Origin of the sequence: Phascolarctobacterium faecium DSM 14760 (genome assembly GCF_003269275.1) — a bacterium.
In the GTDB taxonomy this organism is placed as follows: Bacteria; Bacillota; Negativicutes; order Acidaminococcales; family Acidaminococcaceae; genus Phascolarctobacterium; species Phascolarctobacterium faecium.
Window position 1 is genome coordinate 147,727 of record NZ_QLTS01000001.1, and the last position, 23,877, is coordinate 171,603.

At 45.4% G+C, this 23,877-nt stretch carries 24 protein-coding genes and 1 riboswitch; of the genes, 3 read left to right on the forward strand and 21 right to left on the reverse strand.

The window, feature by feature from the left end:
- Positions 1-37: 37 nt before the first annotated feature.
- Positions 38-730 (reverse strand): TVP38/TMEM64 family protein, encoded by a 693-nt coding sequence (locus tag C8D73_RS00670; protein ID WP_113076997.1) that lies wholly within the window; start codon positions 728-730, stop codon positions 38-40.
- Positions 731-746: 16 nt separating this feature from the next.
- Positions 747-2,810 carry an ATP-dependent DNA helicase RecG gene (recG, locus tag C8D73_RS00675; RefSeq protein ID WP_113076998.1) on the reverse strand — a complete coding sequence of 688 codons (2,064 nt, stop codon included), beginning with the start codon at positions 2,808-2,810 and terminating at the stop codon, positions 747-749.
- 110 nt (positions 2,811-2,920) lie between these two features.
- On the opposite strand from recG, the gene rpmB reads away from it, so the two are divergent.
- Positions 2,921-3,112, forward strand: a complete 192-nt coding sequence (gene rpmB / locus C8D73_RS00680; RefSeq protein WP_021718445.1) for a 50S ribosomal protein L28 — start codon at positions 2,921-2,923, stop codon at positions 3,110-3,112.
- 50 nt (positions 3,113-3,162) lie between these two features.
- Here the strand turns inward: rpmB and C8D73_RS00685 are convergent, their stop codons facing one another.
- The 12 genes from C8D73_RS00685 to C8D73_RS00740 all read right to left on the reverse strand — a co-directional run bounded on the left by C8D73_RS00685 (position 3,163) and on the right by C8D73_RS00740 (position 14,188).
- A complete protein-coding gene (locus C8D73_RS00685; protein ID WP_021718444.1) occupies positions 3,163-3,564 on the reverse strand; it encodes a zinc ribbon domain-containing protein in 402 nt (133 codons plus the stop codon).
- Positions 3,565-3,715: 151 nt separating this feature from the next.
- Entirely contained in the window at positions 3,716-5,260 is a 1,545-nt protein-coding gene (rny, locus tag C8D73_RS00690; RefSeq protein ID WP_021718443.1) for a ribonuclease Y, read from the reverse strand.
- A 125-nt stretch (positions 5,261-5,385) separates the two neighbouring features.
- Positions 5,386-5,901, reverse strand: a complete 516-nt coding sequence (locus tag C8D73_RS00695) for a regulatory protein RecX (RefSeq protein ID WP_113076999.1) — start codon at positions 5,899-5,901, stop codon at positions 5,386-5,388.
- The gene (recA, locus tag C8D73_RS00700; protein WP_021718441.1) at positions 5,867-6,934 is read right to left on the reverse strand and encodes a recombinase RecA; all 1,068 of its coding nucleotides are present in this window, start codon (positions 6,932-6,934) and stop codon (positions 5,867-5,869) included. The genes C8D73_RS00695 and recA overlap by 35 nt, the downstream gene beginning before the upstream one ends.
- An 82-nt stretch (positions 6,935-7,016) precedes the next feature.
- Positions 7,017-7,871 carry an Hsp33 family molecular chaperone HslO gene (hslO, locus tag C8D73_RS00705; protein ID WP_113077000.1) on the reverse strand — a complete coding sequence of 285 codons (855 nt, stop codon included), beginning with the start codon at positions 7,869-7,871 and terminating at the stop codon, positions 7,017-7,019.
- A 43-nt stretch (positions 7,872-7,914) separates the two neighbouring features.
- A complete protein-coding gene (gene ribH, locus C8D73_RS00710) occupies positions 7,915-8,382 on the reverse strand; it encodes a 6,7-dimethyl-8-ribityllumazine synthase (protein ID WP_206672090.1) in 468 nt (155 codons plus the stop codon).
- 32 nt (positions 8,383-8,414) lie between these two features.
- Positions 8,415-9,653 carry a bifunctional 3,4-dihydroxy-2-butanone-4-phosphate synthase/GTP cyclohydrolase II gene (locus C8D73_RS00715; RefSeq protein WP_021718438.1) on the reverse strand — a complete coding sequence of 413 codons (1,239 nt, stop codon included), beginning with the start codon at positions 9,651-9,653 and terminating at the stop codon, positions 8,415-8,417.
- A gap of 17 nt (positions 9,654-9,670) precedes the next feature.
- Positions 9,671-10,330 carry a riboflavin synthase gene (locus tag C8D73_RS00720; protein WP_113077001.1) on the reverse strand — a complete coding sequence of 220 codons (660 nt, stop codon included), beginning with the start codon at positions 10,328-10,330 and terminating at the stop codon, positions 9,671-9,673.
- Between the two features lies 1 nt (position 10,331).
- The gene (ribD, locus tag C8D73_RS00725) at positions 10,332-11,441 is read right to left on the reverse strand and encodes a bifunctional diaminohydroxyphosphoribosylaminopyrimidine deaminase/5-amino-6-(5-phosphoribosylamino)uracil reductase RibD (protein WP_113077002.1); all 1,110 of its coding nucleotides are present in this window, start codon (positions 11,439-11,441) and stop codon (positions 10,332-10,334) included.
- Positions 11,442-11,543: 102 nt separating this feature from the next.
- A riboswitch (FMN riboswitch) is annotated at positions 11,544-11,663 on the reverse strand.
- A 178-nt stretch (positions 11,664-11,841) separates the two neighbouring features.
- The gene (gene lpdD, locus C8D73_RS00730; RefSeq protein WP_113077003.1) at positions 11,842-12,219 is read right to left on the reverse strand and encodes a prenylated flavin chaperone LpdD; all 378 of its coding nucleotides are present in this window, start codon (positions 12,217-12,219) and stop codon (positions 11,842-11,844) included.
- Between the two features lies 1 nt (position 12,220).
- Positions 12,221-12,784 carry a UbiX family flavin prenyltransferase gene (locus C8D73_RS00735; RefSeq protein ID WP_113077004.1) on the reverse strand — a complete coding sequence of 188 codons (564 nt, stop codon included), beginning with the start codon at positions 12,782-12,784 and terminating at the stop codon, positions 12,221-12,223.
- A gap of 21 nt (positions 12,785-12,805) precedes the next feature.
- Positions 12,806-14,188 (reverse strand): SLC13 family permease, encoded by a 1,383-nt coding sequence (locus C8D73_RS00740; RefSeq protein WP_113077349.1) that lies wholly within the window; start codon positions 14,186-14,188, stop codon positions 12,806-12,808.
- 439 nt (positions 14,189-14,627) lie between these two features.
- Between C8D73_RS00740 and C8D73_RS00745 the strand changes: the two genes are divergently transcribed.
- Positions 14,628-15,527: a LysR family transcriptional regulator gene (locus tag C8D73_RS00745; RefSeq protein WP_113077005.1), complete on the forward strand. Its 900-nt coding sequence runs from the start codon at positions 14,628-14,630 to the stop codon at positions 15,525-15,527.
- 29 nt (positions 15,528-15,556) lie between these two features.
- On the opposite strand, the gene C8D73_RS00750 is transcribed toward C8D73_RS00745, so the two are convergent.
- On the reverse strand, positions 15,557-16,465 hold the full coding sequence (locus tag C8D73_RS00750) for a LysR family transcriptional regulator (protein WP_113077006.1): 909 nt from the start codon (positions 16,463-16,465) through the stop codon (positions 15,557-15,559).
- 385 nt (positions 16,466-16,850) lie between these two features.
- Between C8D73_RS00750 and C8D73_RS00755 the strand changes: the two genes are divergently transcribed.
- Positions 16,851-18,329 (forward strand): UbiD family decarboxylase, encoded by a 1,479-nt coding sequence (locus C8D73_RS00755; protein WP_113077007.1) that lies wholly within the window; start codon positions 16,851-16,853, stop codon positions 18,327-18,329.
- A gap of 33 nt (positions 18,330-18,362) precedes the next feature.
- On the opposite strand, the gene C8D73_RS00760 is transcribed toward C8D73_RS00755, so the two are convergent.
- From C8D73_RS00760 to C8D73_RS11185, 6 genes are all read right to left on the reverse strand, one after another.
- Entirely contained in the window at positions 18,363-19,013 is a 651-nt protein-coding gene (locus C8D73_RS00760) for a hypothetical protein (protein ID WP_113077008.1), read from the reverse strand.
- Between the two features lies 1 nt (position 19,014).
- Complete coding sequence (locus C8D73_RS00765; RefSeq protein WP_113077009.1) at positions 19,015-20,562, reverse strand: vWA domain-containing protein; 1,548 nt, start codon at positions 20,560-20,562, stop codon at positions 19,015-19,017.
- A 10-nt stretch (positions 20,563-20,572) separates the two neighbouring features.
- The gene (locus C8D73_RS00770) at positions 20,573-21,592 is read right to left on the reverse strand and encodes an AAA family ATPase (protein WP_113077010.1); all 1,020 of its coding nucleotides are present in this window, start codon (positions 21,590-21,592) and stop codon (positions 20,573-20,575) included.
- A gap of 86 nt (positions 21,593-21,678) precedes the next feature.
- Positions 21,679-21,885, reverse strand: a complete 207-nt coding sequence (locus C8D73_RS00775) for a non-oxidative hydroxyarylic acid decarboxylases subunit D (RefSeq protein WP_113077011.1) — start codon at positions 21,883-21,885, stop codon at positions 21,679-21,681.
- A 30-nt stretch (positions 21,886-21,915) separates the two neighbouring features.
- Positions 21,916-23,358: a non-oxidative hydroxyarylic acid decarboxylases subunit C gene (locus C8D73_RS00780; protein WP_021718425.1), complete on the reverse strand. Its 1,443-nt coding sequence runs from the start codon at positions 23,356-23,358 to the stop codon at positions 21,916-21,918.
- A gap of 207 nt (positions 23,359-23,565) precedes the next feature.
- On the reverse strand, positions 23,566-23,739 hold the full coding sequence (locus C8D73_RS11185) for a hypothetical protein (RefSeq protein WP_170123142.1): 174 nt from the start codon (positions 23,737-23,739) through the stop codon (positions 23,566-23,568).
- Positions 23,740-23,877: the final 138 nt, after the last annotated feature.

Consider the following 23,877-nt stretch of genomic DNA (forward strand, 5'->3'; position numbering starts at 1 on the left):
CACTGCCGCATTAGATATGAGTAAATAAAGCACACTGCTATTTTTTATAACGTTTATAAGCAAAAAACACGATGCCCGTAACAATAACCAATACTGTCAAACGCATACTGTTTTGCTTAAAATTTACAATATCATGCCCAATAACAACTTCTAATGCCGTCGAAGGAAATTTACCGATCAGGTTGGCAATAATATAATCTCTGACGCTGATTTTGCTCAAAGCCCCGATGGCAGTTAAAATTCCCGAAGGAAAATAAGGCAGCGCTCTGGCAAATGCCATCCACTGCAAACCGTTCTTACCGCTGGCTTCGTCGATATTTTTCAGGCTGTTACTTGTAGCAATGATCTTTTCAGCAGTACCTCTGAATAAATAACGCATCAGCAGAAAGCTGATCACAACACCGACAGTTTCCGCCAGCCAGGAAATCAGTATTCCCAGTGGCAGACCGAAAATCAAACCATTAGCCGTCGAAAGAAAAATTGAAGGAAAAATACTGGCCGCATTGATGAACACATCCAGTAAAAAACTGATTACAATTGCCCAGGGCCCAAAAGACCGCAGATATTCAGCCAAAGCATTGACGTTACCGCTGATAGCCAGTTTAAGAGTTTTATCAAAAAAATCCTGAGCAAAAAAATGTATACAGCATCCCAGCAGCACCAAAAAAGCCACCGCAATGATTTTAGTTATGACATCAGGGGCACGATACCATTTAGTTTTATTCTCCATTAAAACTCCCTTAATATTACGAATAAAAAATACGCTGGAACCGTTCGTCAAATTGACTGCTAAGAGCATCTTCGATCTCTCGCAGCATCTGCGGGTTCTTGAACGCTTTTTTCGCTAATTCACGTGCTTCTATCAAAACGCCTATATCTTGCAGTATATCAGCAATATATAAATCAGGCAAGCCGTGCTGACGCAAACCGAATAATTGCCCGGCACCGCGCAGCTCCAGATCTTTTTCTGCCAGAAAGAACCCGTTATCACTGTCGCGCAATACCTGCAGTCGTTCCAGTGTTTCCTTATTGTCATTATCCGTAAGCAGCACACAGTACGACTGATCCTTGCCGCGCCCTACCCTGCCGCGCAGCTGATGCATCTGGGCCAACCCGAATCTGTCAGCATTTTCGATGATCATCAGCGTTGCATTGGGAACATTGACACCAACTTCAATAACTGTCGTCGTAATCAGCACTTTGATTTCTCCTGCGGCAAAGAGGCTCATAATTTCTTCTTTTTCCTGGTTTTTCAAACGTCCGTGCAGCAGAGCGCAGGGAATATTTTTTAAATACGTTGCCTGCAGTTCCGTATAAACTTCTGTTGCCGAGCGCGCTTCTACACCTTCAGATTCATCGATCAGAGCGCAGACAACATAAGCCTGATGTCCGGCCTGTACCTGACGCACCAGTCCAGCATATACGGCATTACGCTTCTCACCGGTGTAGCACAAAGTCTCAATCGGTTTACGTCCAACAGGTTTTCCCTGCATCATGGAAGTATCAAGATCACCATAAATAGTTAAAGCTAAGGTTCGCGGGATCGGAGTAGCAGTCATAACTAAAATATCTGGGGCAAACTGTGATTTATTGGATAATTTCGCCCTCTGATCTACACCAAAACGATGCTGTTCATCAGTAACCACCAGCGCTAATCTGGCAAAAACAACATCGTCCTGGATCAGGGCATGCGTGCCAACCAGTACATCAATCTCTCCCAGCTCCAGATTTTCTAAAATTTCCCGACGTTTAGCTTTTTTGACACTGCTTGTCAAAAGCTCGACTCTTAACCCCTGTTTGCCCAAATATTCTGTCAGGGTTTCAAAATGCTGCTGTGCCAAAATTTCTGTCGGCACCATAATACAGCCCTGATATCCGTTTTCAGCCGTTTTAGCCAGCGCCAGAGCCGAAACAACAGTCTTGCCAGAGCCTACATCACCCTGCAGCAACCTGTGCATCGGCTTGTTATCCTGCATATCAAGTGATATTTCCTGCCAGGCCTTCTGCTGCGCTTCAGTAAGTTCAAACGGCAGTGAGTTTTTCACCGCTGTAACAAGCTTGCCGTCCACGCCGTGCTTGATGCCCTGCCTCACCTCTTTAATGCGATCGCGATAATAGAGCAGCCCGCATTGCAGTAGAAACAATTCTTCAAAAATGAATCTTTTTTTAGCTTCTGCCAGTTTAGCAAAACTGCCAGGAAAATGAATATTCTTCAATGCAGTATAACGATCCGGCAGCTGCCTTTCCGTTATAATACTTGCCGGCAATGTTTCCGGCAAATATTGTTCTGCCTTTGCCAGTGCCTGTTTGACTGCTGTGCGTACCGCTACCTGTGTCAAAGAGCCTGTCAGACTATAAACAGGTAAAATTCCTAAAGCATTGATACTTTCATTACTGTCGGCAATTTGAATAAACGCTTCGGAAACAAATTTTGCCGTTGTACCGCGGCGTACTTTACCAATAACAATCAGACGCATACCTGATTTGTATTTACGGGCCTGATACCGCTGCGCTGCAAACAGAAAAATATCGGCGTAACTGCCATCGTCCTGAACTGTGATAACAGTATAGCGTTTCCCTCTGCCTGAATATTTATCTGAAACTCGAAACACTTCCCCTGTAAAAAGCTGTTTTTCGTTATCAGTAGTCAGCTCTCCGATACGTTTCACTTTAGAATAATCAAGATAACTGTCCATTCTCGGGAACCGGTTGAGTAGATCACCGACCGTTTCTATATTCAATTTCTGAAATTCTAAAGCTTTTTTTATCCCTATACCTTTTAAACTGGTAACAGGCTCACGCCACCACATAAAATCACTGCCAATCTATAAAATTTACTTGCTTTTACCTACAGTCTATGGTATGATACTTTTGTTAAATTTGTAACTAATGCTCGTAATACGTTAAGGAGGTGGGACTCATGGCATCCATTTGCGAAGTCTGCGGCAAAGGTACTCTCGCTGGCAATAACGTCAGCCATTCCAATAGACATACTAAACGTGCTTGGAAACCGAACATTCAACAAGTAAGGGCTATTGTTAACGAATCTGTAAAACGCGTTAATGTTTGCACTCGTTGCTTGCGTTCCGGTAAAGTTACCCGCGCTATCTAATTTATGATTATTAAAAATAAACCAAATACCTAACGGTATTTGGTTTATTTTTATTTTACCGGTACACCGCATTCCGGACAAAATTTTACAAGCGAACTGATTTTGGCCTTACAGCTGGGACAAAGGATAAAGGCCCGGTATTCACGCAGCTTGTTTTCAAATAAGTCGTAAAAAAGATTGACTTCTTTATCCTGTGGCTTCCAGTTATAAACCTGAATCCTCTTACCATGAACATCAGCAAAAACCTGAGTAGTTTCTTCGTCCATCGCCTGTGCCGAAAAACGCATAACCTTTTTATCATTATGGCATTCAAGAATGCCATTTTCATCATCACGGGAATCAACCGTCACACCCATTTCATTGACTGTAAGCAATAACAGATTCCAAGCGCTTTTATTGTTTATTTCGTAAATACGGTTATCAAAACAACCGCCGGCACCATCAATTCTCATTAGCTGACCTCCAGAAAATTTTAGATAATAAATTAATACTCATATTATAACATAAAATAAACGCCAATCGCAGTGCTTTAAACGAATAAATCGTAACAATTATGTAAAAAATCCCCAAACCTGACGGCTTGGGGATTTATTTTCAACCTTATTATTTTGCGTAGTCAACAGCGCGTGTTTCACGAATGATGACGACTTTGATCTGACCGGGATATTCCATCTCGGCTTCAATCTTTTTAGCAATATCGCGCGCTAACAAAATAGATGTAGCATCATCGATCTGGTCAGGTTTTACCATTATGCGAATTTCGCGTCCTGCTTGGACAGCAAAGCATTTTTCAACGCCTTCAAAAGATTCAGAAATCTCTTCCAATCGAGTTAACCGTTTCAAATAGCTTTCCAATGTTTCGCGTCTCGCGCCAGGTCTTGCGGCAGAAACAGCATCAGCTGCAGCTACCAGAACTGCTTCAACACTCTTAGGCTCTACATCGCCATGATGGGCCATGATAGCATTGAGTACCAATTCAGATTCACGATATTTCTTAGCAATTTCCATGCCGATCTCAACGTGGGAACCTTCCATCTCGTGATCGATAGCTTTACCAATATCATGCAGTAAACCAGCACGTTTGGCTAAAACTACGTCAACGCCCAATTCTGAGGCCATCAAGCCTGCTAGATGAGCAACCTCAACAGAATGATTCAGGACATTTTGACCATAGCTGGTACGATATTTCAAGCGGCCCAGTAATTTTATCAGTTCAGGATGCAAACCATGCACACCTACCGCAAAAGTAGCCTGCTCGCCTGCTTCTTTGATCTTTTGTTCGACCTCTTTTTGTGCTTTTTCAACCATTTCCTCGATACGGGACGGATGGATACGACCGTCGTTGATCAGTTTTTCCAGAGCAACGCGGGCAACCTCACGGCGTACGGGGTCAAAACCGGAAATAATTACCGCCTCCGGCGTATCGTCAATGATCAGGTCAATACCGGTCAAAGTTTCCAGTGTCCGGATATTTCTGCCCTCACGGCCAATGATACGGCCTTTCATTTCATCATTAGGCAGGGCTACTACAGAAACAGTAGTTTCTGCTACGTGGTCGGCCGCACAACGCTGAATCGCCAGAGAAATGATCTCTCTGGCCTTCTTGTCTGCTTCCTCTTTCGCCTGCTGCTCCAAATCTTTAATGAGCATTGCGGTTTCGTGTTTCACTTCTTCTTCAACAGATTGAAGAAGTTCTTTTTTAGCATCTTCGGTAGATAAACCGGACAAACGTTCCAGTTCACCCAATTGTTTTTGATATAATGCATCGACTTTAGCCTGACTGTCACTGAGGAAAGTCTCTCTAACAGCTAAGTGTTCCTCTTTTTTCTCAAAAGACTCTATCTTACGGTCAAGATTTTCTTCTTTTTGCAAAAGACGTCTTTCCTGACGTTGGATATCACTGCGACGCTCTTTATTTTCTCGTTCCATCTCACTGCGCATGCGGTGGATTTCTTCTTTAGCTTCTACTAACGCTTCTTTGCGTTTAGCTTCACCGGTCTGTTCCGCCTCCTGAATGATACGAATAGCGGTTTCTTCAGCAGTAGCAATTTTGTTTTCAGCAACATTTTTACGTACTAAATAACCGATCGCACCACCAACGGCACCAGCACCGATAGTAATACCGATAAGTTCTAAAATGATTTTCACCTCCTTATTAATTTTTAAAAAAAATGAGGCAACAAACTATTGTCGCCTCGTGGATAACATTCATTCATTAATTATTAACACGATTGGATACTATAATTTTAAATGGATTTTATATAAAAGTCAAGTTAGCAGTCATCCATTAATATCACAGAACCATGTATATTATTAATGCTTTTTTGAATATATTTACTTGCAAAGCCACGCGCATACAGGTACCTGCCAATAGCGGCCCGGCCTTCCTGCGTAGCAGGATCATATTTTTTAGGATTACGTTTTAAACAAGACTGCAGAGCCTTCTCCGCCCGTTCCTGTTCCTCAGCTTCAGAAAACTGCGCTAAAATACCGTTTATATAACGTTCGGCCACATTTTTTTTCTGCAGCTCCAGCCGAAGGTGACATCTGCCATAGTATTTTTTAGAAAGCCAGGCTTCAAAAACCCTCTGTCCATAACGTTTTTCATCTAAGAAACCATATTCCAGCAGTTTTTGGATAGTACTCTTGATGATGCCAGTATCTGCGCCTTTACGTTTCAGCTTCAGTTCCATATCCTTACGGCTGTAATCACGATAGCTCAGAATATCTAAAGCATAATCATACGCTTCCTGCTCAGTCGTTAAGTTCTTGGACGACCGGTTCAGCATCGCTTACACCGCTTTCTGCGCTTACTAATTTGGCAATAGTATGCTCGCGGATCTTGGCTTCGATCTCAGCAGCCATTTCCGGATTTTCTTTGAGAAAATCTTTGACCTTTTCTTTGCCCTGTCCCAAACGAACCTCGCCGTAGGAATACCAGGCGCCGCTTTTATTGATGATGTCAAACTCTGCACCCAGATCTACGATGCAGCCTTCATGGGAAATGCCTTCACCGTACATAATATCAAATTCTGCCTGTTTGAAAGGCGGAGCGATTTTATTTTTAACGATTTTCACGCGGGTACGGTTGCCTATCATATCGTTGCCGTTTTTCAGAGTTTCAATCCGTCGTACATCCATGCGGACAGTGGAATAAAATTTCAACGCTCTGCCGCCGGTAGTTGTTTCTGGATTTCCGAACATAACTCCGACTTTTTCGCGGATCTGATTGATGAAAACAGTAGCACATTTAGACTTGGAAATGATACCGGTCAGCTTACGCAGAGCCTGACTCATCAACCTGGCCTGCAGGCCAACGTGAGAATCACCCATCTCGCCTTCGATCTCTGCACGCGGTACCAAAGCCGCTACGGAGTCGATAACGATGATATCGATAGCGCCGCTGCGTACTAAAGCATCAGCGATCTCCAATGCCTGTTCGCCGTTATCAGGCTGCGAAATCAGCAGATTGTCGACATCGACGCCCAGCTTACGTGCGTATTCAGGGTCCAAAGCATGCTCAGCGTCGATAAACGCCGCATAACCACCGATTTTCTGTGTTTCAGCGATCATATGCAGGGCAACTGTAGTTTTACCGGAAGATTCCGGACCATAGATCTCGATGACCCTGCCGCGTGGAATGCCACCTACTCCCAAAGCTATATCTAAAGACAAAGCGCCTGTAGGAATAACCTCTATGTTCATTTTAGCGCTGGCTTCGCCCAATTTCATGATCGAACCTTTACCGAAATCTTTTTCGATTTGGCGCATTGCATTTTCCAACGCTTTTGTTTTTTCAGCGTTCAGTTTTTCCGTACTCATTTGATCAAGCCTCCTGTTTCGTTGCTGTCAATTACTATCTACAAATAGTATACAAACAACTGTTCGAGGTGTCAAGATTTATTTATTTTTTCAGCAACCGGGCAATTTCTTCCCCGCTGAATTTATAGGTTTCGTTGCAGAACTGGCAATGCACCTCTGTTTCCTCATCCTGACTCATGGCCGAGATATCTTCCTGCCCTAAAGTCGCCAATGCTCCCAATATCTTTTCTCTACTGCAGCGGCATTTATAACTCAGCTCTATGCTCTCCTGAATTGTTACATCTAGACCGCGGGCAATAGTTTCGATCATCTTTTCTGGAGTATAACCCAGCTCCAGCAGCTGCGTAACATAAGGAGTTAAACTGATGTTTTCCTCCAGCTGTGCCAGCGTTTCCTCTGCGCAGCCTGGCATTGCCTGAATAAAGTACCCGCCTGAAGCTATGACCTGCCCCTCTTTATTGACCAATACGCCTAACGCCACAGAAGACGGTGTCTGTTCAGACGTGTATAGATAATTAGTAAGGTCACTGGCGATCTCGCCGTCAACCAGTTCGGCATAGCCGGTAAAAGGTTCAGCGTTCTGCAGATAACGGGTCACAATAATATTGCCGGCTCCAATAGCGCCGCCAACATCCAGCTTGCCGTTTTTCAGCGGCAAAAATACATCCGGATCACCTACATAACCACGCACATGCGTGCCTTCTGCATCGGCAACGACTTCGCCGATCGGCCCGTCACCCTTTAAACGCAGGGCAATGCGTTCATTATCTTTCATAGTAGCTGCTAAAAGCAGGGCTCCGTTCATCGCCCTGCCCAAAGCGGCACTAGCCAAATGGGAAGTATGATGCCTGGTAGCAGCCTCCTGTACCAGATTAGTAGTACACAGCGCATAAATTCGTACACCTTCAGCCGTGCCTTTAGTCAAAATATCTTTCATTATATATACCTCTTAGAATCTACGATTAACGTACGTTTAAAAATCAGATGTTTTTCAACAGATTGACCATTTCGATAGCAGTCATTGCAGCATCAACACCTTTGTTGCCAGCTTTAGTACCGGCACGTTCAACAGCCTGCTCAATATTTTCGGTAGTCAGAACGCCGAAAGCTACCGGAACACCTGTTTCCAGACCAACATGCGCCACGCCTTTAGAAGCTTCGGCACAAACATAGTCAAAATGAGGAGTAGAACCGCGGATAACCGCACCCAAACAGATAACAGCATCATATTTGCCACTCACTGCAAGCTTCTGCGCTGCCAAAGGGATCTCGAATGCTCCTGGGACCCAAACTGCAGTAATATCTTCATTGTCCATCCCATGACGTTCCAGGCAGTCGATAGCACCGCTCAAAAGCTTGCTGGTGATAAATTCATTAAAACGGGCTACAACAATAGCCACTTTCATACCTTGTGCTGTTAATTGACCTTCTAAAGTTTTCATATTCATTGCCTCCATTTTAAGTTAATTTGATTTTTATATCAGCTGCAGCAGTTGCAGTGTTTATGCTCATGACCTTCGTGCAGCTCATGCCCCATTTTTTCCTCTTTGACTTCCAGATAGAACTCGTTAAAAGGGTTAGCGTCGATAACGATAGGCACTCTTTCGCTTACGGTGATGCCATAGCCGGAAAGCCCCACACGTTTGGCAGGATTATTAGTGATCAGACGAATGCTGGTCAAGCCCATGTCGGAAAGGATCTGAGCTCCGATACCATAATCACGCAGATCCGGAGCAAAGCCCAGCTTAACATTGGCTTCAACGGTATCATAACCCTGATCCTGCAGCGCATAAGCCCTGATTTTATTCGCCAGACCGATACCACGTCCTTCCTGACGCATATACAGTACTACACCGCACCCTTCTTTTTCTATCATTCGCAGCGCTGTTGCCAGCTGATCGCCGCAATCACAGCGCAGGGAACCGAAAGCGTCGCCGGTCAGACATTCTGAATGTACGCGTACCAAGACATCTTTTTTACCGGACACCTCACCTTTAACGATGGCAACATGGCAAAGATCATCCAGATCATTTTCGTAAGCTACAGCGCGGAAATTGCCGTATTTACTCGGCAGCGCGGCTTCAGCCGCACGATGCACCATTTTTTCGTGCGCCTTGCGGTAAGCGACCAAAGCAGCAACGGTAATAAAAACCAACCCGTGTTCTTTAGCAAATTCTTTCAATTCAGGAGTACGAGCCATATTGCCGTCTTCGCTCATGATCTCGCAGCAGATACCGACTGGCTTCAATCCAGCCAGCTTACACAGATCTACAGTCGCCTCGGTGTGCCCTGTGCGGCGCAGTACGCCGCCTTCACGTGCACGCAGCGGAAAAACATGTCCCGGACGACGGAAATCATCAGGCTGCGCGTTATCATCAGCACATTTTTTCATCGTATATGCGCGTTCGTGCGCCGAAATACCCGTAGTAGTATCGACGTGATCGATAGATACGGAGAACGCAGTTTCGTGATTATCAGTATTTTTAGCTACCATCGCGCCAAATTGCAACTTATCCATGATCTCCGGAGCTGCCGGCATACAGATCAGACCGCGTGCGTATTTTGCCATAAAGTTTACTGCCTCAGGCGTACACAGCTCGGCAGCCATAATCAGATCACCTTCGTTTTCCCTATCCTCGTCATCAGTTACCAAAACCATTTTACCGGCTTTGATAGCTGCTATCGCTTCTTCAACTGTATTAAATTTGAACTCTTCCATTTTCATAGCCTCCTTATTTACATAAAACCGTTTTCGAATAAAGTAGCTTTACTCAAAACGCTGGTTTCATCCTTTTTCTCTGCCTTATTGCCAAACTTCAGCATCTGTTCAACATATTTACCGATAATGTCTGTCTCCAGATTGACCTCGTCGCCAACGGTCTTAAAGCCTAAAGTAGTTTCCTTCGAGGTATGCGGGATCAGCGATACTGAAAAAGTATCCTCGGTGACATCCGTTACCGTCAGACTGATACCATCGATAGCAATAGAACCCTTATGCAGGATGTAACGCATCAACTCCGGCGGCGTTTTTACCGTTACCACATTAGCTATGCCGTCCTGCCGGCATTTCGCGATCACACCGATCCCCTCCACATGACCGCTGACGATATGTCCGTCCAGGCCATCCATCAACCGCAGCGTCCTTTCCAGATTGACCCGGTCGCCGCTGCGCAGATCACGCAGATTGCTCAAACGCACAGTTTCCGGCATCACGTCAGCCGTAAACTCACCGCTGCCCAAAACAACTACTGTCAGGCAAACGCCGTTCACTGCAACGCTGTCGCCTATTTTTAAATTATCCAGCACTTTTCTAGCGGCTACAGTCAGATGATAACTGTTCTGCACTCTCTTCAACCCTCGCACAGTGCCAAGCTCTGCAACTAATCCAGTAAACATATCAGCATTTATTCCTTTCCACTCTGCCAGTCAGCAAAATATCTGCTCCCAAAGGCAGTGTTTCTATCTCCTTCAAAACATAACAATCCTCCATCAGTGCAAAACCTTTGCCGCCGACCGGAGTCAACGCCTCTTTGCCGCCGATCAGTTTCGGTGCGATAAACGCATAAATACGATCCACCAAGCCGGCTTCTAAAAAGTCACCGTGCACTGTACTGCCTCCTTCAACCAAAATACTGGTCAGATTACGCCCAGCCAGCTCCTGCAGCAGCAACGCTACAGGCAGCTTGCCATTGACCGCAGGCAGCTGAAGCACTTCTACCTTCGGCAGCGCCTGCAGCGCTTCTGCTTTGGCCTGCTTGGCGCCCGGTAAACAAGTGCCTGTGACCAGCAATGTTTCAGCCTCGCCGTCAAAAATCTTCGCAGTCATGGGTATTTCACAGTTACTGTCCAACACTATCCGCAGCGGGTTTCGCCCCTCTACCAACCTGGTAGTAAGCTCCGGATCATCTGCCAGCACCGTATTCTTACCGACCAGGATACAATCGTGAGCCTTGCGCAAATAGTGCCCATAAGCTCTGGCGTCCTCGCCGGTGATCCATTTCGAATCGCCGGTCCTTGTAGCTATCTTACCGTCTAAAGTCATTGCATATTTCATCGAAACAAAGGGTCTGCCGGTTACGATCCAGTGGAAAAACTTCTCGTTAAGCAGACGTGCCTCTTCTGCGCACACGCCCACAGTAACCTCGATCCCCGCATCGCGTAAACGCTTAAAACCGTTGCCGGCAACCTTGGGGTTCGGGTCTTCGACCGCCGCAACCACACGTTTCAGTCCGGCAGCAATAATCGCCTCGCAACAGGGTCCGGTACGTCCAAAATGCGAACAGGGCTCCAGTGTTACATATATCGTTCCGCCACGGGCCAGCTTTTTTGCTTCCTTCAACGCATTGATCTCGGAATGAGGCTGCCCTGCCTTATGATGATAGCCTTCGCCTACAACTTCTCCATCAGCACTGACGATAACTGCACCTACCATAGGATTGGGGCTGGTATCACCTTCAGCCAGACAGGCTAAAGCCAGCGCCTGCCGCATATATAATTCATCGTCCATCAAGTCACCTTCTTCAAGTAAGCTTACGATATGCCCTGAAATTAGAAAAACCACAGGCAAAACCTTTTGGGGTTTTGTCTATGGCTCAGTAAACAAACTCATAGCCGCCTTTTCTCATCCAGACTATACTGTCGGTACCGGAATCACACCGGATCATGCTCACAAAGAAGCTCGCGGACTATAACCGCCGGTAGGGAATCACACCCTGCCCCAAAGGCTACCGTATTTAATTACTTTCTAAATATAGCACAAAATATTCAAAGCGTCAATTTCTTAAAAGCGAACTTCCTGTGAACAAACAGTATGCCTTCTGGCACCAACTATTTTTTTGGAAGCAGGCGGACTTGCTCTTCCCGCCCGCTTCCAAAGATGGAGGAATGAGTGTAAACTCGTCTTATTGTCAGGCAGCAGCCCAAAGGCAAATCTGCCGTAACAGCTCTTGAAAATTAGCTTCCAGCATCGCTATCGCCTCAGCCGACGCATCATCGATATGCAGGCCTACGGTCACTGTAACAGTATGTCCAAGCATCCTGGCCAGTTCTAAGGCGGCTTTGCGTGCCAGCAGGTCTTCCTTATGCCCTGTCAGGCACAGTACCGATGCCGAAGAAGAAACTATATTTTTATCTTTTAAGCTGGGGCGCGGTACGCCTACGGCGACAGCACCGATATGCTGCTTTTCACCGCCGCCGATAACGACCGTCAGATCATCACCACAGCGTACTGCCACAGCTTCCAGCAAATATTCCTGCGCTCCCAAGGAAAAAGACTTTGCCTGCATTTTACTCCTCCCCTTTCCAGGCCACAAAATGCTTATAATCAATACCAAACTGCATCAGGACCTTACCGATGATATGCTGCATTTGCTTTTCCACCGAATTTGACCCATTGTAAAAAGTCAGCATCGGCGGCACAACGACGCAGCCGTAATCAGCAGCTTCCTTGATATTACGCAGATGCAGCCTGCTCAAAGGCATTTCGCGCGGTACGATAACTACCTTCCTGCCCTCCTTTAGACAAACGTCAGCGGAACGCAGCAGCAGATTATCTGTATAGCCGGCTGCTATCCCGGCGACTGTTTTCATACTGCAGGGTATTACGATCATTCCATCAGTTTTAAACGAGCCGCTGGAAATACTGGCAGCCATATTTTTATTGCTGTGCACAACATCGGCCAGAGCGCATACATCCTGTACGGTAAGATCCGTTTCGCACTCAAAATTTTTAACTGCACCTTCAGTTACAACTAAGTGAACTTCACAATCTGGGAGCAATTTTAAAGCTTTCAACATCTCATAGCCCAAAATGACCCCGCTGGCTCCGGAAATACCAACGATCAGACGCATCTCCAGCCCTCCTTCAGCAGATTATTTATCAAACAAGCCTAACATCGACCAGTACGGAACTTCAATCAGTACAGTCATAACATAGATAACGATAATGAACGGAATACCCAAACGGATCGTTTCCTTCTGTGAATACATACCGTTATCTTCACCCAAACCGACCAGCATGTTCAAATGCTGGAAAGGCAGCACATAGTGAGAAGCAACTGCCGAATAAGCGAGCAGCGCCGGAACAAGCGGCGTAATACCCATCTGGCTGGTAAAGGTGATCATAGCTGGGATAATGATACCCATAACTGCGATAACGCTGCCCAAAAGCATATGTATAATAATTGAAATAGTTGCGATAAACGCTGCCAGGATATATGGATCAGACGGAACTGTACCAGGCAATACTGTCTGGGCTATCCATGCATTCATACCGGTAGCGCCGCCAACACGTCCGATAGCAACAGCAGCAGTCAAAAAAATCAGTACATGCAGAGGAACACCGCTCCAGCTTGCCGGCGTCAGAATTTCGCCAACCAAAGGCAGGCTCATTGCCATTGCGATAAACAAGGTTACCCAACCGATATCGACGCCATGCAGAGTATCAGTCATCCAAAGAATGATCGCTAAAGTTACCCAAAAGGCAGTCCGAAGCTCTTTCCCACTCATTGGACCCATAGCTGCTAATTTAGCACGCATTTCCTCTTTGTTGACCTGTACTTCCTGAGTTGGCTTAAATAGGAACAAAATCATAAAGCAGGTAATAATACTTACGATAATACTGGGTGGTCCCATCAATTTAAACCAGCCAAGCCAACCTAGAGAAACACCGGATGATTGTACTGCCAGCGGACTGATAGTAGCATCGCCAGTCAAAAAGATCAGGGAAACCGGAACAGAAGCGGCAAAAACAGTAAAGCCTATTTTAACTGCATCCACACGAGGAATATTCGCACTTTTAATAACGACCGCCATAACTGACATAATCAGGAAAGCACGCGGCCAGGGATGCGGAATCAAAAGACTGAGGATAAAAGTCAGAATAAAAATCGCCACGATAATACTCTTAAATGAAGTTACATAAGAAATGATAAATTTATAAGCGATACGTTCGCCAAGTCCAGATTCTTTAACTGCACCGGCAATCAAATAAGCGCCTACAATCAAAAACATCATTGGACCAGTCCAGGTCGAAAAAATGAGAGCAGGTTTTTCAACCCCAAAAACTGCGAGGAGTAATAGATAAAGACCGGAAGTATAACCCGGCTGAGTGATTTGAAAGCCCCAGAAAATTACGGTCATAAAAGAAAGCGCCATACATATCTGACCATTTCTTGCAAGTCCTGGGATATCGGCCGTGCCGATCAACAGTGCTACGATAATGCCTAAAATAAACCCTATTCTCGCTTTATTCATTCCCACAAATAAAACCTCCTATCTCTTACAACTTTTGAACATCCACAACCAATAAAATATCTATTTTAACAATTAAGTTTATGTGCAGCAAATTTAATTATTGTAATTTATTAAGTTATGGAGTATCCTTATGCTAATGAGCAAGAGCTTTTTGACAGCTCCTAAAAATCTTTTTCCCCTCCTTCCCTTTCGTCTCCAGCAATTCTCTTTCTTGCTTTTCATCATAGAACCAGCCCGTCTAAAAGGCAATTCAGTTAAATAAACACGTCATTCTTGTTAGGAATTTCCAAAGGTGAAAGCTTGTATTCCATTCTCGAATATGTGTATATAGCAAAATCGAATATAATTTAAATGAAGAAGGTAAAGATTTTAAAACAAATCTCATTTTTTTACTATTTGCTATCGTGTTTTAATTTGCACAGAAGGGCGGATTGAATTTATGAATCTTAATCAATTGAAATACTTTCTGGCCATTGTCAAAACAGGTAGCTTTTCAAATGCTGCCGATGATATGTATATCTCCCAATCGTCAATGTCCAAACAGATAAAAGCCCTGGAAACAGAACTGGGTGTCGATCTCTTCAAACGCGAACATTCCAAGGTCTATCTGACTGAAATAGGTGCGGAATTTGCCAAATATGCTGAAATGACCATCAAACAACACAACGATATGCTGCTTTATTTAGATGAATTTGCTACCAAGAAGTCTAATACTATTCGTTTTGGGTCAATACCTGTAGTATCCTCCTATGGTATCAGCGCTCAGATAGCCCAATTTACAACCAACTATAAACCCGATGTTAACGTCGTTATCGATATGCACGAGACCAACCAGCAGGAAGTTATGAAAGAGCTGTTTGACGGAGCCATCGACATTGCGCTGATACGTACTGATTATCTTGATGAAGTAGATGTCTTTGACTGTATTCCATATAAGAAAGATATTTTTGTTCTGGTCTGCAATCAAAATCATCCTTTAAGTACAAAAGAAGCTGTTTCCCTGAATGACCTGATAAAATACCCACTTTCACTTTTAGATACCTCATCGGTCATTTATACGATCGTTATAAAAGCATTTGAACGCCACGGCATCGAGAAAAAAACAAAATGTCTGACAACAAGGCACAAGATCCTTATGGAGATCCTGCAGACGGCGCCAAATATTTCGCTGCTGCCGCTCAGTCTCGTTGACCTGACACTTTTCCCTCATCTCTGTACCGTTCCTCTAGTTGAAGAACTCACAAGCGATGTGGCGCTGATAAAACTCAAAAAACGCCGCCTCAATAAAATTACCAAGGATTTTTGGATCTATTGGCAAAAATATTTTCAAATGCAATAAATAAAAAACCACTGCTCAGCAGTGGTTTTTTATTGCTGATATTCCTGATATTTACCGCAAAGGAACTTCCAAAATTTTTCTGTCGTCGCATTCAAAGTTTTTTCCTTACGTTTAACGATGTAAACATTACTGTAGATTGGCATCGTCAGAGGGACATATTTCAGCCCTTCAATGCTGTGTCCTTCCTCCAGCATCCGTTTTGTAAAAAAAGTAATACCAACATTATTGGCCACCATCGAAAACACATTCCTATGCCGTGTCATCGTTGCCGCCACATTACATTCCTTGTTCACTTTACGCAGCTTTTCCATTAAAATCCGGTAAATTTCCGATTTAGGAGAAATCAGAATGATTTTTTCATCCCGCAGCATCGAAAAATCAAATTCCTGCAGCTGTGCCAGCTCACTTTCCTGCGAACAAATCAGGCCGATCTCGTCTGTCATAAACAGCCGATGCTCATATTCGGGCAGCTGGTCAAAACCGTCGCGCACAAAAGCAAAATCCACCTTATCGTTTTTTAAAAGCATCAGTACGTCTTTCTGTTCTTCTTCCAGAATATTATAATTAACGACCTGCCTGCGATTTTTATTGACTTTCTGAAACTCAGAAAGCAGCGTTGATATCTTATAGGAACTGACGATTGGAATCGAAGCGAATTTCACTTCTTCGATCGGCGTATCTTCAAAAGCCATCAGCTCCTGGTGCATTTCGTTTTTTGTCTCCAGCAGCTGCAGCGCATAATCATAAAAACACTGGCCTGCTTCCGTCAGAGTAATCTTATTACCGGTCCTGTTAAACAACACTACCCCAAGCTCGGTTTCCAAAGCTTTGATCTGCTTGGACAGCGAAGACTGAGAAATGTATTCTTCCAGTGCTGCCGACCAAAAACTGCCATGCTTGACAATAGCGACAAAATATCTCAACTGATTAAAATTCATTTCTCTCACCTGCTTTCACTCTGCCCAGCCTGAAGCTGCTTATCTACTACGATTATACGGTAAAAGCAGGCTTTTTCGTATTCCAATAGAGCATAACGTCTTGCCTTTATAGAATTAAAAGTTTATTAATGCAAACTATTGGTTATATCTTTCCAATATGTCAAAACAGCTTTGCTATTTAGAATAGCCTTCAAACTCCCACTCGTATTATGATGTTCCTAAGAGGAAATGCTGCTTGAACACCGGTGTCAGTTGGTGCAGCTCTGAAACCGGTCAGCTGAAAACTGTTAGATATTGCAAAAAACAGTCTCCGCAAAAATGATTCTACTTTCTTGCAGGCAGCAGCTTCCCATTCACAGTACAGTATATTTAAGGAGGCTTTATTATGACTACTAAAATCAATGATTTACGTTCCGCACTCGACTATCTGCGTACCATCCCCGGACAGTTGGTGGAAACCAACGTCGAGGCCGATCCACGTGCCGAGATCTCCGGTATTTACCGCTATGTTGGTGCCAAAGGCACCGTTAAACGCCCGACTCGCTTAGGACCTGCCATGATCTTCAATAATGTTAAAGGCCATCCCGGCGCTAAAGTCGCTATCGGCGTACTTTCAAGCCGTGCCCGTGTCGGGCACCTGCTGGGATGTGAACCCGAAAAGCTGGGCTTTCTTTTAAAAGACTCCGTATCCACCCCGATCGCTCCGGTAGTTGTAAGTGCTGACCAGGCACCCTGTCAGGAAGTAGTGCATCTGGCAACAGAAGAGGGCTTTGATATCCGCAAGCTGATCCCAGCCCCTACCAATACTGAAGAAGACGCCGGCCCATATGTAACCATGGGGCTTTGCTACGGCACCGATCCTGAAACCGGCGATACCGATATTACTATCCACCGCCTCTGCCTGCAGGGCAAAGACGAAATATCCATGTATTTCGTTCCAGGCCGTCACTTAGACGTATTCCGTCAAAAATACGAAAAAGCCGGCAAACCGATGCCGATCTCCATCAGTATCGGCGTTGACCCGGCCATCGAGATCGCCGCCTGCTTCGAACCACCTACAACTCCACTCGGCTTCAATGAATTGAGCATAGCCGGCAGTATACGGGGCGAAGGCGTGCAAATGGTACAGTGCAAAACTATCAACGAAAAGGCTATCGCCCGTGCAGAATATGTTATCGAAGGCGAACTGCTGCCTGATGTCCGCGTCCGCGAAGACCAAAACAGCAATACCGGTAAAGCAATGCCGGAATTTCCGGGCTATACCGGCGCTATGAAACCAGCAATCCCGCTGATCAAAGTCAAAGCAGTTACCCACCGCCGCGACCCAATCATGCAATCCTGCATCGGTCCTTCCGAAGAACACGTCAATATGGCAGGTATACCGACTGAAGCATCTATCCTCGGCATGACGGAAAAAGCACTGCCAGGCAATGTCAAAAACGTATATGCCCACTGCTCCGGCGGCGGCAAATATATGGCCGTTATCCAATTCGTCAAAAAAGCTCCGCCTGATGAAGGCCGTCAAAGACAGGCTGCTCTGCTAGCCTTCTCTGCTTTCTCGGAACTGAAACACGTTATCCTGGTAGACGACGATGTTGATCTGTTTGATACCGACGACGTACTGTGGGCTTTGAATACCCGTTTCCAGGGCGATGTCGACGTTATCACTATCCCAGGCGTTCGCTGCCATCCGCTCGATCCTTCCCAATCCCCCGAATTTTCGCCTTCGATCCGCGATGTAGGTATATCCTGCAAAACTATTTTTGACTGCACCGTACCTTTCGGGCTTAAAGAGCACTTCCAGCGCAGCAAATTTAAAGAAGTCGATCCAGCCAAATGGGTTCCTGAATTATTCAAAAAATAATAGTAAAAGAAAAATACCTGAAGCATTTATGCTTCAGGTATTTTTCTTTTGTATACCTAATGCCAGCAGCTTCACTGCCTGCCACTGTTTGTGTCTCTCCGGACTTACTTCCCTGTCCCAAAATTCATACTTCAACTGGAAGAAATACTCCTCATAAAAACAGCTGACAGCAGATTGCCGCGAATAGTCTATTTTTAACGCTGCTAAAACGTCCAACAAACCGGCGCCAAAATATGGCAGCAACTCTTTTACTTTCCGTTTATACGTCCTGGTCTCCTCCTGAAAGCGAGCATAACACAAAGCAAACAGCGCCAGCTCCAGCAGCTCCTTAAAAGTAATATCGTCGCCGCTTACGGCAGCCGTCAGTACTGTTTCATAAATCAAACTCCGTACCGCTGCACTGGCGTGAAAAAACAAAAGAAATTCGTTCAGCGCTGTGCTGGACTGCGGCGGTACATATCCCTCAGCAAGTTCACCACCACGCACATATGGTGCTAAAGCTGCGAAATTGCCGCTGCTCACAAAAGTCTGACCCATTTCCAGCAAAATTTCCTCCGGCGTCAACTGTAACCCATTCAGCAATCCACACGCCTCACCGTCCTGCAGATGTCGATAGATTTTCAACCCCTGCCGCTCCTCGCAGCCTGTAACCAGGCCATGCGGGCACTTCAACAAACCTTCCATATCAGTATGTCGCCCCCTTTTCGATAATCCTGCGGGCAAGAAACCTGTGCAGATTTATGATTGTCGTATGCTCATAGCCATATTTATCCTCTTCGTCAAAAGTTATCTTCACCATCTCAATCTGATTCCTGCGGCAATAATCGTTCAACTCCCTTTCGGCCTGCTCACGGTCGTTGATCTCTCCATCCGATAATAGAAACAACAATCTCCGCTTCCCCTTCAGCACCTGTTCCTGCAGCAACCGCACCGCCGGCAGCAGATTAGTCCCCCCTCCAGACAACGGTACGATCGAAGTCTGCTCGGCTTTATCAATAAAACTTTTACGTACTTTGCCCCCGCCCTCAAAATCTATTATCAGTGTTCTGATACCGTCAAAATTATTAACTGCCGCCAAAATCTCGATCAGCGCTTCTGCATATTCACGTTCAAATCGGTACGTACTGCCCGAAACATCGCGTATGATCATAATATCTACCGATACCTTACGCCGCAAGTAATACTGATAAACCCTGCTTTCCTCCGCTGTTTTAGAGGCCAGATACGCTTCCTGCTGCTTTTTCAGGTTAACGTCGCCGTCATAAGCACCAATGATCTTCATCGACGTAAAGCTCTGCTTAAAAATATATTCCAGCTCGCCGATCTCGCGCCTGTATTTCCGTACTGTATCCAAAAAGAACTGTGAAGTGTCGCCCGACCTGCTTACCATACGCCCTACGCCTGCCAGCTTACCTGTCTGTGATGCGGCATTCTGCATTTTTGCTTTCAGTTCACGGATATGCTCTTTCCGTACAATCTCGTATAATTCTTCTTCGCTGAACACCTTCAGCACCGACATAGAGCCGGCAGTTCCTGCCGCAGCAGCTTTCTGCTCCCACACAGGTGTGATTTCTGACGTCATCCGCAATCCCTGCAGCCATTCTGTCAGCAAATCTGTCACCACGATCAAATTCTGCAGCTCCGTCCGTACCGCAGTCAAGGCCAGAGGTACCATAAAATCATAAAAACTACTGTCACCCTGCGGCTCGATGATACCGTACTTCAAAAACACCTGTAAAGCTTCCAGCTGACCACGCTGCGGCAAATACTTCACAAGCTGCTCCAACTCCACATCCTGTGTCGTCATATTCAGCAGTGTCAGCAGCTTGCCAAACTCAGGCAGCTCACGCGCCAGCTTATACTCACAGAACGTCCTAAACAGACTTCTATAGATGCATCGGTATAAAATATCCTTCTTAAGTCGCTCCAAGTGCCTGTACCCCTCCGCCCCCGTAAACAACGCCGTATTTTCATACCGCAAAACACTCAGTTCACTTATAACAAATGCATCAGTAAAACTCTCTGACGACAGTAGCCCATGCAAAGCTGAATGCTGCCATGCCTCCAGCAAACATTCGCAGTTGACAGCCAGCACATACCCGTCCTCACGACTTCCAGTACAGCAGCACAGCTGTCCGCATTCTGTGCCAACAGAGTCTTGATATGCAGCTGCATCAGCATAATATTCTATTTTAAAAGCCAGTTCCGGGCATAATACCGCAAAATTTTCCATAACAGCCACCTTAAATAATTGAAGACTCAAGCTTCTCCTTCACCATCTGCAAATCATAAAAACCCAGGTCTACATCCAGATAATACATAAAGCTCTGCAAAATGATCTCTTTAAAAGTTCCGATTCCTATCGCGCTCAAGGCCTGCTCCAGCTCCATGATCCGCCTGTCTGTCAAATCAGTAACGCTTGCCGCCTCACAGCCCAACACCCTTTTTGCCAGATACCTCTTGATGCTTTCAACATTCCGATTATCATAAAAATAAGAATCTATCATCGTCTGCCGCCACTCTGGGCGCCGCAAAAGCTCCAAATTGCACAGAACTACGGCAATAGCCGCATTGCGTACCGACAGTGGATAAGTATTGCTGCGTACCTCGCGCATCAACTCAATAATATAACGCTTTAGGCTTACCGGTACAACATCGTTGGCACGGTACTCCTCCGCTACTATCTGTTCAACTATCAAAAGCTCATCTTCCGCCGTCGGATAATCGAAATAAAATGAAACCAGACGCTGAGCAAAGCTCTGCGGCAGCTTAACGTTGCCGGAATATCTGCTGTCATTCGAACAGAATACGATCCGAAAATCCTCGTGTGCATAAATCATCTTATCGCCGATCGCCGTTACCGAAGTCCGGTCCAGTATACTGTTGAACATCAGTAAAATCTCCTGTACCGAATGTGTCGCCTCATCGACGATGATAATGCCGCCACGCTCCATACAATCTGCCACAACTCCGTTCTTAACTGCCAGACTGCCGTTTTCCAGCCTTAGTCCCAAAATCAGGCTTGTTTTCGTCTGTTCTGGACTCAGCTGCACATAATAGGCTGGCACATTTTTAGCCAGCGCATACTGCCTGGCCAGGTTCATCGCGATAATACTTTTGCCGCTGCCCGAAGGTCCCACGATATAAAGCGGCCACCTGGTATGCTCAAGCACCGCGTAGCAGCGTGCCAAAAGCTGCGTCCCATCCTCGCCTACTATTTTTGGTATCTGCTGCAGATCAAGCTGTGTTTTCAGCTCTGCCATAATTTTTCACCCCGCAATTATATAAAAAAAGCGGGGGAGCTAACTCCCCCGCCAATCAAGGACTTGTCCAAGCCCCAAGCAGCCATTTATTTCTTTAAAGGTGGAACCGGCGGAATTGGCTGTAAATTAGGAATATCTTCCGGTTTTAGTTTAAATACATCATGTACATGGATTTCTTCGGTAGAACGCCAGGAATAACTGCAGGTATCGCAGACATAAACTTCCCAAACATCGCCAACCGGGGATTTAGTCATAACTCTTACTGTATCAGCATCACAACGCGGACATTTCATAAAAATCTGCCTCCTTTATACCTCAAATTATCATTGATTTTTTTGTGCAGCCATAAAGTCTCTGAAAATAGCTTCCCATTTCGGGGTAGCCGGAGACGGTTTCAACAATTCAACAGAACGCGGATTCGGTTCCGGAGCGACCGGAGTAGTTGCATCGATGATCAGCTTGTCATGCATACCTGCCGGTACCGAAGACGGATCAAGCGGCATACCTGCACAATTCGGGATGATCGCAACATCCTTACTGGGTTTGACGCGGGTAGTAAGCGCCCACATAACCTGCTCCAGATTAAACGGATCGACAAACTCATCGACAACGATAATGACCTTGGAATAAGGCATACCATGCGGAGTAGACAGCAGACGGAAAGCAACACCCTTACCGAAGCCGCCGTAACGGACCTTCGTAGAAATGATAACGCCGATACCATGAGTATACATAGCATTGACTGCCTGCACTTCAGGCATAGTAGCTTTCAGCTGTTTGTACAGAGGAACACTGGTATTAAGAGCCATCAGGTAATCGATCTCAGTCCAGGGCATACCAAGATACAAGTTTTCAAATATCGGATTGGTACGATGTGTGATATGAGTTATCTTGATCTCGCACTGATTCCTGGCGCCGGAATAAGAGCCAGGGAACTCGCCGAACGGGCCTTCGCAGGTACGAACGCGCGGCATAATGTAGCCTTCCAGAATAACTTCAGCATGAGCAGGAACATACAAATGCTCAGCAGTATCAGCTTTAGTAATTTCAGTAGGAACACCATCCTGCAAGGCGCCGACGAATTCATATTCATTCTGGTCGTAATTAACAGGAGTGCTTGCCATAAAGCTTACAAGCGGAGTATTGCCCAGAGCGATAGCTACCGGTAAAGGCTCGTTGACTTCTTCTGCCTTAGCAAGCTGGATGGCGATATCATGAAAAGGCAAAGCCTGGATGCCAATACGGTCGATATCTTTGACCTGGATACGGTAAATACCGACATTCTGCTTATCCAGATTATCAGGTTCAGCCGGATCGCCGGTAACAACGGCTGCTTTAGACAGGAAGAAACCACCGTCCTGATCATTGATTCTGTAAAGAGGCAAAACATCAAATAAATTGATATTTTCGCTGATGGTATTTTCCTTACACATTGCTTTTTCACGTGGAAGAATTACTGGCGGTACCGGGAATTTGTCCCAGCGGCGGTTCAATTCATGGAATTGTTCCTTTACAGGAGTGTCTTTAGGCATTCCCATCATCAAAGCATGATTAGCCCAGGAACCGTGAACGTTGGTTACAACAGAATATTTATAACCTTTCACCTTCTCAAACAAAACAGCCGGTTTTTTATCCATATTAGCGCAGGCACGTCCGGCAGCGCCAATATCAGGTTCCGGATCGACCTCATCTTTAACGCGGATCAGCTGCCCCTCTTCTTCTAATGTTTTTAAAAACTCTCTCAAATCTTTGTAAACTTTTGCCATGTTTTTGACCTCCTTTGTCATCGTTTCACTTGGTAAGGTTTACCCCTTGTCTATATACTAGAACTGACTGCTCCTAATAGCAATTCAGTTAGTTCGCAAGGATATGCGTTTTCGGAATTTCCAAAAAACTATCGCTGTCATTCAGTTTAGGAATGGCAGCGACCGGCTGTTCACGCCGCCTTGCACTTGCTGGCAGACGCCTGCTTTTTACCCGTGACTGCCCTGCAAGCCAATGTAGACAGCAGGCACGTTCACATCTTTATTTTGAATGATATAACCCAGCTCCAACATACCGCTACTGCCTTTGATACTGAGTGCCGGCGTGCTCAGACCTTTGACCGTTGTTTTTGCTTCGCCTCCAAATTCGTATTCATACGCCAAGCCTGCAATAAGTACATGGGTATGGCTCCCTGTAAGGTTTACCGTCCTTAAAATATGTTATAGGCAGCAGCTAATACCCCTAAAGTAAGGTTTCTAAGCTGCTTTAGGGGTATTTTATTTTACAGAAACAGTTTTTCC